Here is a 16,685-nt window from a genome sequence, read left to right as displayed (position 1 = left end):
CGCGATAAGGAGCAAGTCAGATGACTCGCATACGCAAGTGGCTACCGAAACTCGCCCTGGTGGCAACCTCGGTGATGGCGCTGTCGGCAACCGCCACAGCGGCTGAGAAACCCAACATTCTCGTCATCTTTGGTGATGACATCGGCCAGACCAACATCAGCGCCTATTCCATGGGCGTGGTCGGCTACAAGACTCCGAACATCGACCGGATTGCCAAAGAAGGCATGATGTTCACCGACTACTACGCGGAGAACAGCTGCACCGCCGGACGCTCCTCGTTCATCACCGGCCAGACGCCACTGCGTACCGGCCTGTCGAAAGTCGGCATTCCGGGTGCACCGGTCGGCCTGCAGAAACGTGACATCACCATCGCCCAGGCGCTCAAAGGTCTGGGTTATGCCACCGGGCAATTCGGCAAGAACCACCTCGGTGACCGCGACGAATACCTGCCGACCAATCACGGTTTCGACGAGTTCTTCGGCAACCTCTACCACCTCAACGCCGAGGAAGAGCCGGAGCGTCCGTACTGGCCGAAAGACGACGCCGCCTTCGTCAAGGCCAACTCGCCACGCGGGGTGATCCACAGCTTCGCCGACGGCAAGATCGAAGACACCGGTGCGCTGACCACCAAGCGCATGGAAACCATCGACGACGAAACCACCGCTGCCGCACAGGCGTTCATCGAGAAACAGGCCAAGGCCGACAAGCCGTTCTTCGTCTGGATGAACACCACACGCATGCACGTGTTCACCCACGTACGTGATTCGATGAAGGGCCAGAGCGGCATGCCCGGTAACGAATACGCCGACGGCATGCTCGAGCACGACGCCGACGTCGGCAAACTGCTGAAAACCATCGACGACCTGAAAATCGCCGATAACACGATCATCGTCTACACCACCGACAACGGCCCGAACCAGTTCTCCTGGCCGGACGCGGCGACCACGCCGTTCCGCAACGAGAAGAACTCCAACTGGGAAGGTGCGTATCGCGTACCGGCGATGATTCGCTGGCCGGGCAAGATCAAGCCGGGTGAGGTCTCCAACGAACTGTTCTCGGGCATGGACTGGTTCCCGACCCTGCTCGCGGCGGCTGGCGAAACCGACGTGAAAGACAAACTGCTCAAGGGCTGGGCACCGACGTCCGGCGGCACCAGCTTCAAGGTGCATCTGGACGGCTACAACCAGTTGCCCTACCTGACCGGCCAGCAGCCCAAGGGCGAGCGCAAGGAGTTCTACTACTTCAACGACGACGGCGTGCTGGTTTCGATGCGCTTCGACAACTGGAAAGTAGTGTTCTGCGAGCAACGCCAGCCGGGCGGTTTCCGGGTCTGGAGCGAGCCGTTCGTGTGCCTGCGCGTACCGAAGATCCTCAACCTGCGCATGGACCCGTATGAGCGAGCGGACGTGGTGTCTGACCAGTTCTATGACTGGAACACCAAAAACGTTTATCTGGCCGGCGTCGCGGTGACCAAGTCGGCAGAGTTCCTGCAGACCTTCATCGAATACCCGCCAAGCCAGAAACCGGCGAGCTTCAGCATCGACCAGATTCGTGCGGCGGTTGACGCCAAGATCGCGGAAAAAATGAAAGCGGCTCCGGCTGCACAGTAAGACCGTTGAACTGCCGCCCGCCCTCAGCGGCGGGCGGCCCTGTTTCCACCTGAGACCGCGCCGGCCCCAATCGCTGGCAAGCCAGCTCCCACAGGTATTTCTGTCGACCACAACATGAGTGTTCACTGAAAATCCCTGTGGGAGCTGGCTTGCCAGCGATGAGGCCCGCACCGTCACGAATATTGTGTGATTTGAACAAGGTCCCCCGCATGTCCTCACGTATCGCCAGCAAGCCGTCGGCCATACCCACCACCCAAGCCGTCACCCCGGCGCTGCTGATCCCCGCCCTGCTGCTGTGCATCTCCGGCGCCGCTGCGCTGGTGTATCAGGTGCTGTGGATCAAGCAGTTGTCGCTGGTGGTCGGGGTCGAGGTCTATGCCATCACCACCGGCATCAGCGCGTTTTTCGCCGGGCTGGCGATCGGTGGCTGGCTGTTCGGGCGCTGGGCTGATCGCTTGCTGCAACCGGTGCTGCTCTACGCCGGGCTGGAAGTACTGGTGGCGATTCTTGGTGTTGGCGCGACGGTTGCGATGAGCCTGGCGGCCAGCCCGTTTGCCTGGCTGCAAGATCATATCGGTCTCCTGGCCTGGCTGTTGCCATTCGCGTTGGTGGGCATTCCGGCGGTATTGATGGGCGGCACGCTGCCGGTATTGGTGCGCTCGCTAGCGGCTGATCCGGGCAGGGCCGGCGGTCAGCTGTATGCGGCCAACACCCTCGGCGCGATTTTCGGCACCCTGCTCGCCGCGTTCGTGCTGATCGCCACCCTCGGTGTGCGTGGCAGCGCGCTGTTTGCCGCAATGCTCAACCTGCTGGCTGCGGCCGCTGCGCTGTGGTTGCAGCGTCAGCGTCCGATGCCGATTGCGGCCACGGTCAAACATCACACCGAGAAAGCTGCGGACCATACCGCACTGTGGCTGTACTCCATCGCCGGCGGCGTGGCGCTGGGGTATGAAGTGGTCTGGTCGCAATCGATCGTGCAGTTCATGAGCACCCGCACCTACGCGTTCGCCGTGGTGCTCGCGACGTACCTGACCGGGCTGTTCATCGGCAGCGCCCTGCTCGCCCGTCGCGTCGAGCGCATTCGTGATCCGTGGGGTGTGTTCGGTCTGTTGATCGCAGGTGCCGGGCTGATCGCGCTGCTGGAAATCGCCCTGCTCGGACGCTGGCTGGTATTGGCCCAGAGTCAGGCCGAGAGCTGGCTGCTGGCCTTGGGCGCCAGCGAAATGGCCGGCATGAGCGCCCGGTTTGCGGTGGCAGCGCTGAGCATCGTGTTCGTGCCGACGCTGTTGCTTGGCGCGGCGTTTCCGCTGGCCCTGCGCTTGAGTGTGGGGCGTGAACGCGTCGGTCGCGACGTCGGTGCCGTGGTCGCGTTCAATACGCTGGGCGGGATTGTCGGGGTGATGCTCTGCGGTTTTCTGCTGATCCCGCTGCTGGGGCTGGTGCGCACGCTGGGCTTGCTGGCGATCATCGCTGCCGGCATCGCCTACGTGGCCGTGCGCAAGGGCCACCACGTCAAAAAAGGCCGGCGTCAGGCCGTGGTCGCGTTGGGGCTGGTATCGGTGGCGCTTGCGCTGCTGACCCCGATGGACAAATTCGCCAGCCTGCTGCCAGGTGCGCGCAACGGCACGCTGGCGTTCTACGAAGAAGGCCGTGGCGGCACTGTGGCGGTGGTTGCTCAGGGCCGTGGTGAGAACAGCTTCCACCGCTTGTACATTCAAGGCGTGTCCAACACCGGCGATGCCATGCCGTCGCTGCGCTACATGCGTATCCAGGCGCTGCTGCCGTTGCTGATCCACAACGGCACGCCGCGTTCGACGCTGGTGATCGGCTTCGGCACCGGGATCACCGCCGGCGCCCTGCTGCGCTATCCGGGGCTGGAACATCGGGTAGTCGCCGAGCTCCTGCCGTCGGTGGTCAAGGCCGCGCCCCTGTTCAAAGGCAACTTCAACGCCGCCAGCGATCCCGGCATTGACGTGCGCTTGCGCGATGGCCGTCAGGAACTGTTGCGCAGCGCGCAGACCTACGACCTGATCACCCTTGAACCGCCACCGCCGTCGGCGGCCGGGGTGGTCAATCTGTACTCGCGGGACTTCTACCAGTTGGCGGCCAGTCGCCTTGAGCAACAAGGCATCGTCGCGCAGTGGCTGCCGCTGCCGACCCAGAACATCGACGACTCGCGCTCACTGGTGCGCAGCTTCCTCGACGTGTTCCCGTATGCCTCGCTGTGGACCAGCGAGTTCCACGAGATGCTGCTGGTCGGTTCGCTGCAGCCGATGGCACTGGACGCGGCGAAAATCACCGAGCGCTTCCAGCAGGCCAGCGTACGCAGCACTTTGCAGGATGTCGGGATTGGCTCGGCGTCAGCGTTGCTCGCGACCTGGGTCACCGACCGCGCAGGCCTTGAGCGCTTTGCGGCAAACGCGCCGGCGGTGACGGACGATCAGCCCCGGATCGAATACGCGCCGTGGGTTCGCAGCAAGGAAATCACCCGGGTGCTGCCGGCGCTGCTGGATCTGTATGTGCCGCCGCCACTGGTGAATGCCGATATCGGTTTTACTGAACGAATGGACACGCACCGCCAGCGCCTGATGCAGTTCTACCGCGCCAGCCTGCATGCGTATGACGGTGATCGGGATGCCTGGGGGCGGGATATGCGTGAAGTGATGCGTTGGGAGGGTGGCAATCCGTACTTCCGCTGGTTTACCGGGCAGTAATGCTGCCCCTGTAGGAGCTGCCGCAGGCTGCGATCTTTTGATCTGGTTTTTACAAAATCAAAGTCAAAAGATCGCAGCCTGCGGCAGCTCCTACAGAGGCACCGGTTATTTACCGGCCTTGAGCTTCACATACATCTGATGCATGTCATTCGCCCAGCCATCGATCACCGGTTTGACGTCGTTGGCGGTCATCGCCTGGGTGTCGTTTTCCAGCGGTTTGCCGGTGCCTTTGCGCACCACTTGTGCCACGACCTTGTTGGTCGCGCCATCGAGGAACACCGCTTCGGTGGCCAGGGTGGTTTCCTGATCGCGGATACCGCTGGCGGTGCTGACCGCTGCCGCGACCAGAGCGACCGGGATCACTTCATACGCGTGCAGGCCTTCGGTCTTGCTGCTGACGGCGGTGATCGCCGCCCGCACCACGATCACGCCCGGGCCTGGACCGCTGGCCAACGGCATGTCTTTGCTGATTTCACGCTTGAGGGCCTGATCGTAGTAGGAAGTGATGCCGTTGAGGGTCTGTTGGGAAATCTTTGCGGTCGGTTGCGGCTTGAGATAGAGCTGGGTCGGTTCGATGTAGGCGCTGGTGAATTTGCTGACATCCACCTTCGGATCGATCCAGCGCATCACCTCGGCACCGGAGGGCGATTTGGCCTCCTTGAGCTGGCTGTAGTCCTTGAGAAAGCCGGAATACTCATCGGGAGCGACGGTTTTGCTGGAGCAGCCCACCACGCCGAGCGTGGCAATGCAGAGGGTGCCCATCATTACTGCTAGCTTCATGCTGTAACTCCTGTCAGAAGGCCTGAATGTATTGCGTATGGGGGAGTTACAGGTATAGCTAAAACCTCGGCGATTGCGCTGCAAAAGCGCAAAATTCACACAAGACCGGGAGCTGATTCACACCCGTCATTTGACAGATGACGGGCATCCGGCAAAGCTGCACCGAGCTTGAACGCACGCCAGCAGGCCAATGCACCTGGACCACGGAAGTCGTAATGCCCAAGCATAAGAATAAAGTCGCACAGCCTGATCCTGATTCGTCCCGACCGCCCGTTTCACGTTATCTGTTTCCCGTCACCATCGGCGTATTGCTGGCCGCTGTGGCGGGCATCGGCTGGTTTCTGTTCAGCCCCGCGCCCGCGCCGTCAAAGGCCCCGCCGATCAATGTGGCCGCACCCGTTGTCGCCAAGCCACAACCGCCGGCACAGAAGCCCGCGACCATGGTCGACGAGCAACAATGCCAGGGCTGCCACACCGAACAGGTCAAGGACTGGCAAGGCTCGCACCACCAATTGGCGATGCAGGCCGCGAATGGTGAAACCCTGCTCGGCGACTTCAACAACGTCACCTTCAAGGCCGAAAACGAGACCACCCGCTTCTCGCGCAAGGGTGACGAGTTCTGGGTCAATACCCCCGGCATTGATGGCAAGAACGCTGACTTCAAAGTCGCCTACACCTTTGGCATCGCCCCGTTGCAGCAATACCTGATCGAGGTCGGCGAAGGCCGTTTGCAGGCGCTTGGCGTGGCGTGGGATACCGAGAAACACCGCTGGTTTCACCTCTACCCCGGCCAGGGCGTGAACTTCAAGAATCCGCTGCACTGGAGCAAGCCCAGTCAGAACGCCAACTTCATGTGCATCGAGTGCCACACCACCGGATTCAAGCGCAATTTCGATGCGGCCAGCAACAGGTTCAACAGTCAATGGAACAGCCTCGGCGTCGGCTGTCAGGCTTGCCACGGCCCGGCATCGAATCACCTGGAGTGGGCACAGAAAAAAGACGACCTGATCCACAAGGGTTTTGCGGTCGATCTCAAGGACAAGAACGCCAGCGTCGAAATCGAAACCTGTGCCCGCTGCCATGCGCGCCGTGCGCCGTTGGGCGATGGCTACACCGTCGGTAAACGGCTGATGGACGACTACCTGCCAAGCACCCTCACCCGTGAACTGTATGCGCTCGACGGCAAGATCAAGGATGAAGTGTTCGAACACGGCTCTTTCCTGCAAAGCAAGATGTTCGACAAGGGTGTGCGCTGCAGCAATTGCCATAACCCGCACAGCAGCGAACTGAAAGCGCCCGGTAACGCGGTGTGCCTGCAATGTCACAACACGGCGGGCAAGACCTCGGTCGAAGGTGTCGATGGCAAGGGCCTGCAGGCGAAAAACTACGACTCCAGCGAACACACGCGCCACACCATGGGCCAGCCCGGCTCGCAGTGCGTGGATTGCCACATGCCGGGCAAATTCTACATGGGCAACGACTGGCGACATGACCACAGTTTCAGCATCCCCAACCCGGAGCGTGCACAAAAACTCGGCACCCCGGACGCTTGTCTGAGCTGCCATCAGGGCAAGGCCGGCGACAAGGTCATTGCACAGTTCAAGTTGTGGAATGCCTCCGCCACCGCCCCGCAGGCGCCGCGTTATGACGAAAGCCTGTGGCTGATCCGCAACGGTCAACCGGGCGCAGCCAACGCCTTGTATGAGCAGTTGCAACGCAATGATCTACCGGCGATCCGGCGCGCGACCTTGCTGGCCGAACTGCCGTTGTACCCCAGCGATCAGGCCCTGAAACTGGCGACGCTCGACCTGAAAAACCGGGAGCCGCAGGTGCGTGAAAGTGCGGTGCGCGCCATCAGTGCCTTCCTGCCGCCAGCGGAGCGCGCTGCGTTGCTGACGCCAATGCTCAACGATCCGGTGAAAGCCGTGCGCATTGTCGCCGCGCGGGATCTGCTCAATGTTGCGCGCAACAACGGCTTAGGCGCCGCGCAAACCAATTGGGACGCGGCGATTGCCGAGTACGAAGCGGTGCAGAACAGTCTCGCGGAACGGGCCGAGGCCAATCTGAATCTGGCGATGTTGTATCAGGCCAGCGGGCGTGCTTCCGAGGTTGAAGGACTGCTGCGCACGGCACTCAAGCGCGATCCGGATTTCTACCCAGCGCTGGTGACGCTGGTGCAATGGCTGGAGGCAAATGGCCGAGGTCAGGAAGCTCAGACCCTACTGGACGACAGCCTCAAGGCGCACCCGGAGGCTGCGTTGTTGCAGCACACCCGTGGCCTGTCATTGATCCGCGCCGGCAAGACGGCAGAAGCCATGATCGCCCTGCACAAAGCCGCGCAACTGGAGCCGCAGAACCCGCAGTACGGTTATGTGCTGGCGGTGGCGCTGCACGACAGTGGCAAGGTGAGCGAGGCGTGTGACGAGTTGGAGCGTTTGCTCAAGGTCCAACCGGCGAACCGCAATGCGCGGCTGTCGCTGATCCAGTACTACCTGGAGAACGGCCAGGAGCCGAAGGCGCAGGTGCTGTTGCAGGGCTGGAAGAAGATGAACATGGGCGATCCGGCGCTGAAATAACCCTGAATACCTGTGGCGAGGGACCTTGCTCCCGCTGGGTGGCGCAGCCACCCCAAAAACAGACATTGCGATTTATCTGGCTGACTCATCATGTCTGTTGGGGAGTGCTGCGCACTCCAGCGGGAGCAAGCTCCCTCGCCACAAAATCTGCGCTTACCAGGACGACGTCGCCCCGCTCTTCAAAGCCATCTCGCGGCGGCTGTTGGCGCGCATCGCCTTGATCAGCGATACCGAGCCCACCAGCAGAATCGCCGCGCCGAACAGGAAGTCGATGTTGTACAGCTGGAAATCCTGCACCGGCCCGACCAGCAGTACCCGCACTACGGCAATGGTCACCAGCGTGGCGAGGAAGTCGATCCCGGGTTCGTCGCGGTAGAACACATGCAGCAATGGCAGGCACAACACCAGCAGCAACAACAGCACCACGACCTTGAACGAGCCTTTGCGCTCGACGCTGAACGCGCATTCGTGCGGGCCGTAGGCTTTGTAGTCCTCGTCGCGGATCATCGAGTTTTTCTCGTTGATGTACTCGACGCGGTTGTACTTCTGGATCGGCGTGAAGGTGTTGGACATGTCCATCAGCGTGGTGATGTTCTTGAAGCGCAGGTCGATGCGCTCGCTGCCCTTGAGGTAATACAGCACCGGTTTGTAGCCGTAGCGATAGGTGTCGAAGGGGAACTCGGTGACCTGGCCCTGCACGCCAATCGGCCGTGGCTCAAGCTCGGCGTAGGCACTTTTGGTCGGCGAGGCGAGGTTGCGGCTCAGCGGCTGAACCTTGACCTGTTCCAGGAAGATCGGCGTAACGCCGTAGGACCACTGCAAGGGTTCCAGGCGCAGACGCAGTTCGTTGCGACCCAGGTCATAGCGGTTGAAGGTGCGTTCGGAGACCACCAGCGAGCCACTGAGCATGAACTCGCCGCGCAGGTTGTTGGTCACGCGCAAGGTCAGCTGATCCTTGCCCAACAGCGCCGCCTCGGTGGACGGCGGCGCGCCGCACCAAGCGGTGCTTTCACCGGCGCCGCCCAACTGGCCGTCGCGGTTTTCCTTGAACACATAAAAGTAACTGGCCCACAGCGTCAGCATCAACAGCAACGCCGTGAGGCCCAAAATCTTTTTGCCCGCACTCACTACCCAGACTCCCTTCTTCGTTCCATCGTCCAGCCGAAAACCCGCTGGCGACGGCGACTCTACCAAAAGGCCAGCATCGACCCAAGGAAAAATCCGGGAATGCTGCGGAATGTAAGGGTTTCCCTTGCATGTCACCGCAAAACACCTGTGGCGAGGGAGCTTGCTCCCGCCGGGTGGCGAAGCCGCCCCAAACCAGACAACGCGACTTATCTGTCGGATCGCATCATGCCTGTTTGGGAGTGCTGCGCACTCCAGCGGGAGCAAGCTCCCTCGCCACAGAGTCTTCAGCGTCTACGGAACAAGGGGCGTGGTTCTATCACCGAGCGCCCGTACAACACGCTCATCCCCGCCAAGCCCTTGAGCGCATCTTCAGCCGATTTGTCCTCGCGCACCGCAAAGCTGTCGAACCCGCACTGACGCATGTGGCTGAGCTGATCCCGCAGCACATCGCCAATCGCCCGCAACTCGCCGGCCCAGCCAAACCGGCTGCGCAGCAGGTACGCCTGGCTGTAGGCGCGACCGTCGCGAAAGCTCGGGAAGTCCAGGGCAATCAGCGGCAGCGAGGCCAGCCACGGCACCACGCTTTCAACTTCATCGTCCGGCCCCAGCCACACCGCGTGGGTCGAGGGCGATTGCAGCCAGTGCGCCAATGGCAGGATCAACAATCCTTGCGGCCTGCCCTGCTCCGGCTCGCGGACCAGCGTCCACGGATCGTCTTCGATCAGCCGCGCAACACCCTGCTCCAGGCGCAGCAGATTATTCATGCCGATACCTCCAGCGCTTTCGGGTAGACCCGCTCCTTGAACGGCTCCAGGCCAATGCGCGCCACGGTGTCGACAAACAGCTCCTCGCTTTCGCGGTAACGCACGAAGGTGCCGATAATCCGCTCGATCACCTGTGGCACCTCAGCCGCGCTGAAGGACGGGCCGATGACTTTGCCCAGTGCGCTGTTTTTGCCCTGCGCGCCGCCAAGGGTGATCTGATACCACTCGCTGCCGTTCTTATCGACGCCGAGAATGCCGATATTGCCGATGTGGTGATGGCCGCAGGCGTTCATGCAACCGGAGATGTTCAGGCTGATGTCACCCAGGTCGTGCAGGAAATCGAGGTTGTCGAAACGCGCCTGAATCGCCTGGGCAATCGGGATCGACTTGGCATTGGCCAGCGCACAGAAATCGCCGCCCGGGCAGGCGATGATGTCGGTTAGCAGGCCGACGTTGGCGCTGCCCAGATTGCGCTCGCAGGCCAGTCTCCAGAGTTCATACAGGTCAGACTTTTGCACGTCGGGCAGGACGATGTTCTGCTCGTGGGCAATGCGAATCTCGCCGAAACCGAAGCGCTCCGCCCAGTCGGCCACCGCCAGCATCTGCTGGCCGGTGACATCCCCCGGCGGTGCGCTCAGCCCCGGTTTGGTCGACAGCACTACGCTGGTGTAACCCGGTTTCTTGTGCGGCTGCACGTTGCGCGCAACCCAGCGAGCGAACGCCGGGCTTTCGGCCAGGCGCGTGCCGAAGTCCGGATCGGTGTCGGCCAGGGTGTGATAGATCGGCGGCACGAATGCTCTGGCGACCCGCTCGTATTCAGCCTCGGTCAGTTGCGCCGGGCCGTTCTTGAGGTGTTGCCATTCTTCTTCGACCTCGTTGGCGAACGCCTCGATGCCCAGCGCCTTGACCAGAATCTTGATCCGCGCTTTGTACTTGTTGTCGCGCCGGCCATGGCGGTTGTAGACCCGCAGGATCGCTTCGACATAGGACAGCAAATGCTGCCACGGCAAGCCTTCGCGAATCTGCAGACCGAGGATCGGCGTGCGCCCCAATCCGCCACCGACGATCACCCGCAACAGCATCTGCCCGCCGCGCCCGGGGTAAAGATACAGGCCGATGTCATGCATCATGATTGCCGCGCGATCCTGCTTCGCCGAGCAGATGGCGATCTTGAACTTGCGTGGCAAGAAGAGGAATTCCGGGTTGATCGTCGACCATTGCCGCAGGATCTCGGCCAACGGGCGCGGGTCGATCATTTCGTCCGCCGCGACCCCGGCAAACGCCTCGGTGGTGATGTTGCGTACGCAGTTGCCGGAGGTCTGGATCGCGTGCATGTCGACCTGCGCCAGGCGCTCAAGGATGTCCGGCACCTGCGCCAGTTCGATCCAGTTGAATTGCAGGTTCTGCCGGGTGGTGAAGTGGCCGTAGCCGCGATCGTAATCGGCGGCGATGCTCGCCAGCGTGCGCATCTGCCCGGCACTCAGGGTGCCGTAGGGAATCGCCACCCGCAGCATGTACGCGTGCTTCTGCATATACAGACCGTTTTGCAGGCGCAGCGGCAGGAACTCTTCTTCGCTCAACTCGCCAGCCATGAAGCGCTCGACCTGATCGCGAAACTGCGCAACGCGCTCGAACACCAGTGCGCGGTCGTAATCGTCGTATTGGTACATGCAGCGGCCACCCCATCAGAATTGTGCGCAATTCCTGTAGGAGTGAGCCTGCTCGCGATTGCGGTGTGTCAGGCAACTGCTTTGTTGACTGACACACCGCAATCGCGAGCAGGCTCACTCCTACAGATTTTGCCAGCACTATGGACGAGCAGCGCAGCACGCAACAGATTCACCTGAAACGATAAAAACCGTATCAGGGCGCGGCAGAACGCCGCAGGCAGCACTCTAATCTGATCCGTACAAATCAAAGATTCCTGAGCCTGTTTTGTTTCCGGCGCTGTTCCTACAGTGCAGCTCGTGCCAGACCAGGGTGGCCTGGCAAGACTTTGCAACCGTGGATGAACTGACCATGAGCACAGCAACAATCGGACAGGCTTATAACTACAAGGTCGTCCGCCAATTCGTTATCGCGACGGTTTTCTGGGGTGTCGTCGGCATGGAGATGGGGGTCTGGATCGCCTCGCAACTGGTGTGGCCGGACATGAACCTCGACCTGCCCTGGACCACCTTCGGCCGCTTGCGGCCATTGCACACCAGTCTGGTGATTTTCGGTTTCGCCGGCAGCGCGCAATTCGCCGCCAGTTACTACGCGGTACAGCGCACCTGCCAGGTGCGGCTGTACTCGGACAAGCTCGCGGCCTTCACTTTCTGGGGCTGGCAATCGGTGATCGTGATCATGCTGATCACCCTGCCGCTGGGCTACACCACCACCAAGGAATACGCCGAGATCGAATTCTCCGGCGCGGTGTGGATGGCGGTGGTCTGGGTCGCGTACGCCATCGTGTTTTTCACCACCGTGGTGCAGCGCAAGACCAAACACATCTACGTCGGCAACTGGTTCTTCGGCGCGTTCATTCTGGTGATCGCCATGCTGCACGTGGTCAATCACCTGTCGATCCCGGTGGACTGGTTCAAGTCCTATCCGGTGTATTCCGGGGCGACCGACGCCATGGTGCAGTGGTGGTACGGGCATAACGCGGTGGGTTTCTTCCTGACCACCGGCTTCCTCGGGATGATGTATTACTTCGTGCCGAAGCAGGTCAACCGCCCGGTGTATTCGTACCGGTTGTCGATCGTGCATTTCTGGGCGCTGATCACCCTGTATATCTGGGCCGGCCCGCACCACTTGCACTACACCGCGCTGCCGGACTGGGCGCAGTCGCTGGGCATGGCAATGTCGCTGATCCTGCTGGCGCCGAGCTGGGGCGGGATGATCAACGGCATGATGACCTTGTCCGGCGCCTGGCATAAGTTGCGCACCGACCCGATCCTGCGCTTTCTGGTGCTGTCGCTGGCGTTTTACGGCATGTCGACCTTCGAAGGGCCGATGATGGCGATCAAGACGGTCAACGCCCTCTCCCACTACACCGACTGGACCATCGGCCACGTTCACGCCGGCGCGCTCGGCTGGGTGGCAATGATCACCTTCGGCGCGACGTATCACATGGTGCCGAAAGTCTTTGGCCGCGAGCAGATGTACAGCACGCCGCTGATCAACCTGCACTTCTGGCTGGCGACCATCGGCACCGTGCTGTACATCGCCTCGATGTGGGTCAACGGCATCACCCAGGGCCTTATGTGGCGCGCGATCAACGAGGACGGCACGCTGACCTACTCGTTCGTCGAAGCGCTGCAGGCCAGTCATCCGGGGTTCATCGTGCGCTTTGCCGGCGGGGTGTTCTTCCTCAGCGGCATGCTGCTGATGGCCTACAACGTCTGGCGCACAGTGCGGGTCGCCGACGTGGCGCTAGCCCGCAGCCAGGCGCAGATCGCCTGAGGCAGGGAGCCGAAGAGGATGGAGATTTTCTTGAACGTGTTGGGGGTGGTGTTTCTGTGGCTGGCGGTGGAGTACTGCTTGCGCCATCAGACGACTGAAAGCCTCGATGACGCGAGCATGGTGCCGTTTGCCGATGATCCGGAGGTGGCACGGCGGGTTGAGTTGGCCACCGGTAAAACCGTGAAAGCCGTGGCGCCGGAAGAGGCGAAACCGGGCTGGATCAATCTGGAGATGTGAGGGGTGTCAGTGACATGCCCCTCACCCTAGCCCTCTCCCAAGGGAGAGGGAACTGACCGCGTTGTACTTTCGAGATGCACCGACCTGAGATTCCGAGCCGAACTCAAGTTTTCGAATTGCACCCGGTAGGCTCCCTTCCCCCTCGCCTCCTTGGGGGAGAGGGTTGGGGTGAGGGGGGTTAGCTCTTGATCTTAGGCGCGATCGCGGGGAATCAGGCTCTGCAACTGCTGTGCGAGAAAGTTCGCATCAAACACGAACGTGTCCGGATCCTTCAAGCCATTGGTCTTGCGCCATTGCCACTCACCGCTCGGCAATCCCACCAGCGAAATGCTGCCATAGCGCGCCGCCGTCAGGCCCATCACCGCCAGGGAAATCTGCCCGGCGCTGCCCATCACGTCCGGCACGAATTCCACCGGTTTGCCGGCAATAACGATGCTCAGTTTCTCGGTCTTGAAGGTCGAGGTTTCCACCGGCGTGCTTGGCCCGAACGCGACGTAAGCCTCGCGGCTCACCTCCAGCAGGTTCGGCGCCTGCACCGGCTCCAGCCATTGCTGGATCTGGCCGAACAGCTCGCTGATCCGTGCAGCCCAGGTCTGCGACTGGGTTTCGAACAGTTGCTTCTTGTGCGCTTCACTCTCGGCATAGTGACGAAGCATTTCGCCCAGTTGTTGTACGTCGTTCATCGGTACGTTCCTCGGGGAGAGCCTGCGATAGTCGATAGTGACAGATCGAGGCGCCGGCGTACGTTAAACCTCGAAAACCGGCACCGGGACACTTGGCAACAGGATCAACGGTACAGTTGCTTTGTACTGGCATCCGGCGTTGAACCGATGGACACTCGGCCGGAGCCCGACTTTTCCAATACGGGCCATTGTTCGAGGAATTTCAATGCATACCATCGGCCTGATCGGCGGCATGAGCTGGGAGTCCAGCGCTGAATACTATCGACTCATCAATCAGCAGGTCCGCGACCGCCTCGGTCCGCTGCGCTCGGCGCAAATCCTGATGTACAGCGTCGACTTCGGCCCGGTCGAGCAGGCCCAGCACGCCGGGCGCTGGGACGCTGCGGCGGCGATTCTGGTGGATGCCGCGCGCAGGCTTGAGGCCGGCGGCGCCGATTGCGTGGTGCTGTGTACCAACACCATGCACAAGGTCGCGCAGCAGATTCAGGCAGCGATCAGCATTCCGTTTCTGCACATTGCCGAGCCGGCGGCGCAGGCCGCTTTGGCCATCGATGCGTACACGGTGGGCCTGCTCGGCACGGCGTTCACCATGGAGCAGGATTTTCTCAAACAGCGCCTGATTGCGCAGGGTTTGACGGTACTGGTACCGGACGACGCCGAGCGCAAGGACGTGCACCGAATCATCTATGACGAACTGTGCGTCGGAGTGATCAGTGACGAATCGCGCAAAATCTATCAACAGGTGATCGAATCACTGACCGCGCGCGGCGCCCAGGCGATCATCCTCGGCTGCACGGAAATCGGTCTGCTGGTCAAACCCGAACACAGCGCCCTGCCCCTGCTCGACACCACCGAACTGCATGCGCAGGCGGCGGTGGCGTTTGCCTTGGGCGACTGACTCCACAGAACCTGTGGGAGCGTGGCTTGCCCGCGAAGAACGATGACGCGTAATACCTGAAAACCGCGATGAATTCGTCGAGGGCAAGCCACGATCCCGGAGGATTTTTGGCTTATCGACGACGCAGACGGGCCATGCTCAGGGTGTCGACCCATTGCCCATCGCGCACCGCGTAGTCACGGAACAGGCCTTCGTTCTCGAAACCGAACTTGCGGTACAGACCGATGGCCGCCTCGTTGTCGGCGTACACCGAGAGTTCGACCCGGTGCAGGTTCATCCAGTTGTCGGCCACTTCCAGCGCCGCCGCCAGCAGTTTCGACCCGACCCCCTTTCCCTGCCACGCCACGGCGACCGCCATGCCGACACTGCCGGCGTGGGCGCGGCGGATCCGTGAATAGTTTTCCAGCCCGAGATGACCGACCACCGTGCCCTGATGCAGCGCCACCAGTTTGACCATCCGCTCGTTCTCCGCCAGCAACCGCTGGCGCCAGATCTCAGTGGACTGAAACGGCATCTGCAGCACCTGGCGAGTCACGGCCGGATCGTTGTACAGCGCGGTGACGGCCTCGATATGGGATTCGTTGAAGCGTTCGAGGGTGATGGCGGGGTTGTGGTCGGGCATGGCGGATCCTTCCTGGATCGATGTGTGGCCAATCACTCTAAACCGCAAAGACCGACGCATACAAACTGTAGGAGCTGCCGCAGGCTCGGGCCGCGATCGGACGATCTTTTGACTTTGCTTTTAAAAGGCAAGATCAAAAGATCGCAGCCTGCGGCAGCTCCTACATAGATTGTGGGCAAAGGAGATTGGGTCAGGTCTGGAACCATTCCTGGCGTTCGTTGAAGGTGTGGTGGATCAGTTCGACCAGCGTGCGGACTTCTTCTATCGCCTGGGATTCAACGTTGACCGCCAGCCATGCCTGCAACTGCATCGGTTCATCAAACAGCCCCGGCAGCGCAATCAGCCCGCGATCGAAGCGGCTCATGTACGCCGGCAGCAACCCGATGCAAGCGCTGCAGCGGATCATTTCCAGCATCAGCTCATAGGACTGCATCTGCACCACACCGGCCAGACGCTGTTCGACCAGGTGATTCCACGGCCGGAAGCTGTCGATGTGCCGATCGTGCTGCCATTGCACCAGCATGAAATCGCTGAGGTCGTCGGCACTCGCCGGGCGCGCGGTGACGCGGGAATAGCGTTTGGCGATGTGCGGCAGGTAGTCCAGGCGCGCCAGCGCCTGCGGCTGGCTGGTGGCGAAGGTCGGGCCGGGGCTCGGGGTGTCGCCATGGGCCAGCCACAGCACCACGTCGGCACTGACGGCGCGCAATGAAAGTTCACTGTCCAGCGCAATGATCTCCAGACGCACGCTGGCATTGCGCCGCAACAGGGCGATCAGGTCGCGACCGAGGATGTCATGCAGAATCGACTCGGCAACCGCCAGGCGAATCAACGGCTGCTCGACCACCGGCAGTTTTCGCTCGTGAGCCAGCGCGACCAGTTGCGCCTGCAACTGCTGCCCTTCACGGGTCAGGCTCAGGGCACTGCCCTGAAAGCTGAACAGCGAATGCTGCAGCTCCTGCTCAAGCTGCGCCAGTTGTTTGCGCAACAAGGTCGAACGCACGTTGAGGCTGCGCGCCGCCTGCATGAAACAGCCGCAACGGGCACTGACCAGAAAGTATTGCGCGACGTCGGCATCGATGGTCGCGGCTTGCGCCAGCCACGGCTCGCGCTCGCCCTGTGCCCAGCGGTAATCGGGGCTACCCTGTCGTCCTGCGGGTTCGGTGAATGACATCGATGACTCCCTGTCGATCTTTGTATTTAGACATTGCGTAGATCCCTTGTAGGAG

General features: G+C 61.6%; 13 protein-coding genes. 6 read left to right on the top strand and 7 right to left on the bottom strand.

The window, feature by feature from the left end; translation table 11 throughout:
• The first annotated feature begins 20 nt into the window (after nt 1-20).
• Nucleotides 21-1,610: an arylsulfatase gene (locus tag ACIP8I_RS07120; RefSeq protein ID WP_007969166.1), complete on the top strand. Its 1,590-nt coding sequence runs from the start codon at nt 21-23 to the stop codon at nt 1,608-1,610.
• A gap of 209 nt (nt 1,611-1,819) precedes the next feature.
• Nucleotides 1,820-4,324 (top strand): fused MFS/spermidine synthase, encoded by a 2,505-nt coding sequence (locus tag ACIP8I_RS07115; RefSeq protein WP_400759795.1) that lies wholly within the window; start codon nt 1,820-1,822, stop codon nt 4,322-4,324.
• Nucleotides 4,325-4,429: 105 nt separating this feature from the next.
• On the opposite strand, the gene ACIP8I_RS07110 is transcribed toward ACIP8I_RS07115, so the two are convergent.
• Complete coding sequence (locus ACIP8I_RS07110; RefSeq protein WP_400759793.1) at nt 4,430-5,104, bottom strand: DUF3313 domain-containing protein; 675 nt, start codon at nt 5,102-5,104, stop codon at nt 4,430-4,432.
• Between the two features lie 215 nt (nt 5,105-5,319).
• Here ACIP8I_RS07110 and ACIP8I_RS07105 point away from each other — a divergent pair, with 215 nt between their 5' ends.
• Entirely contained in the window at nt 5,320-7,680 is a 2,361-nt protein-coding gene (locus tag ACIP8I_RS07105) for a tetratricopeptide repeat protein (RefSeq protein ID WP_400759791.1), read from the top strand.
• A 153-nt stretch (nt 7,681-7,833) separates the two neighbouring features.
• Here ACIP8I_RS07105 and ACIP8I_RS07100 read toward each other — a convergent pair whose 3' ends face one another.
• From ACIP8I_RS07100 to ACIP8I_RS07090, 3 genes are all read right to left on the bottom strand, one after another.
• Complete coding sequence (locus tag ACIP8I_RS07100) at nt 7,834-8,808, bottom strand: hypothetical protein (RefSeq protein WP_400759789.1); 975 nt, start codon at nt 8,806-8,808, stop codon at nt 7,834-7,836.
• 284 nt (nt 8,809-9,092) lie between these two features.
• Complete coding sequence (locus ACIP8I_RS07095; RefSeq protein ID WP_096797324.1) at nt 9,093-9,572, bottom strand: DUF934 domain-containing protein; 480 nt, start codon at nt 9,570-9,572, stop codon at nt 9,093-9,095.
• Entirely contained in the window at nt 9,569-11,242 is a 1,674-nt protein-coding gene (locus tag ACIP8I_RS07090) for a nitrite/sulfite reductase (RefSeq protein ID WP_400759787.1), read from the bottom strand. The genes ACIP8I_RS07095 and ACIP8I_RS07090 overlap by 4 nt, the downstream gene beginning before the upstream one ends.
• 349 nt (nt 11,243-11,591) lie before the next feature.
• On the opposite strand from ACIP8I_RS07090, the gene ccoN reads away from it, so the two are divergent.
• Both ccoN and ACIP8I_RS07080 read left to right on the top strand, forming a co-directional pair.
• Nucleotides 11,592-13,019, top strand: coding sequence for a cytochrome-c oxidase, cbb3-type subunit I (gene ccoN / locus ACIP8I_RS07085; RefSeq protein ID WP_400759785.1), 1,428 nt, complete (start codon nt 11,592-11,594; stop codon nt 13,017-13,019).
• An 18-nt stretch (nt 13,020-13,037) separates the two neighbouring features.
• The gene (locus ACIP8I_RS07080; RefSeq protein ID WP_400759782.1) at nt 13,038-13,256 is read left to right on the top strand and encodes a cbb3-type cytochrome c oxidase subunit 3; all 219 of its coding nucleotides are present in this window, start codon (nt 13,038-13,040) and stop codon (nt 13,254-13,256) included.
• A 191-nt stretch (nt 13,257-13,447) separates the two neighbouring features.
• Here ACIP8I_RS07080 and ACIP8I_RS07075 read toward each other — a convergent pair whose 3' ends face one another.
• A complete protein-coding gene (locus tag ACIP8I_RS07075) occupies nt 13,448-13,939 on the bottom strand; it encodes a hypothetical protein (RefSeq protein ID WP_400759780.1) in 492 nt (163 codons plus the stop codon).
• Nucleotides 13,940-14,144: 205 nt separating this feature from the next.
• Between ACIP8I_RS07075 and ACIP8I_RS07070 the strand changes: the two genes are divergently transcribed.
• Nucleotides 14,145-14,837 (top strand): aspartate/glutamate racemase family protein, encoded by a 693-nt coding sequence (locus ACIP8I_RS07070; protein ID WP_400759777.1) that lies wholly within the window; start codon nt 14,145-14,147, stop codon nt 14,835-14,837.
• Nucleotides 14,838-14,949: 112 nt separating this feature from the next.
• Here ACIP8I_RS07070 and ACIP8I_RS07065 read toward each other — a convergent pair whose 3' ends face one another.
• Nucleotides 14,950-15,459 (bottom strand): GNAT family N-acetyltransferase, encoded by a 510-nt coding sequence (locus tag ACIP8I_RS07065; protein WP_400759775.1) that lies wholly within the window; start codon nt 15,457-15,459, stop codon nt 14,950-14,952.
• Between the two features lie 190 nt (nt 15,460-15,649).
• The gene (locus tag ACIP8I_RS07060; RefSeq protein WP_367084667.1) at nt 15,650-16,630 is read right to left on the bottom strand and encodes a LysR family transcriptional regulator; all 981 of its coding nucleotides are present in this window, start codon (nt 16,628-16,630) and stop codon (nt 15,650-15,652) included.
• Between the last annotated feature and the right edge of the window lie 55 nt (nt 16,631-16,685).

The organism is Pseudomonas sp. NPDC088414 (genome assembly GCF_044753325.1).
Classification (GTDB): Bacteria; Pseudomonadota; Gammaproteobacteria; order Pseudomonadales; family Pseudomonadaceae; genus Aquipseudomonas.
The sequence above is the reverse complement of the archived record's forward strand: the minus strand, read 5'-3'. Positions and strand labels throughout refer to the sequence as shown.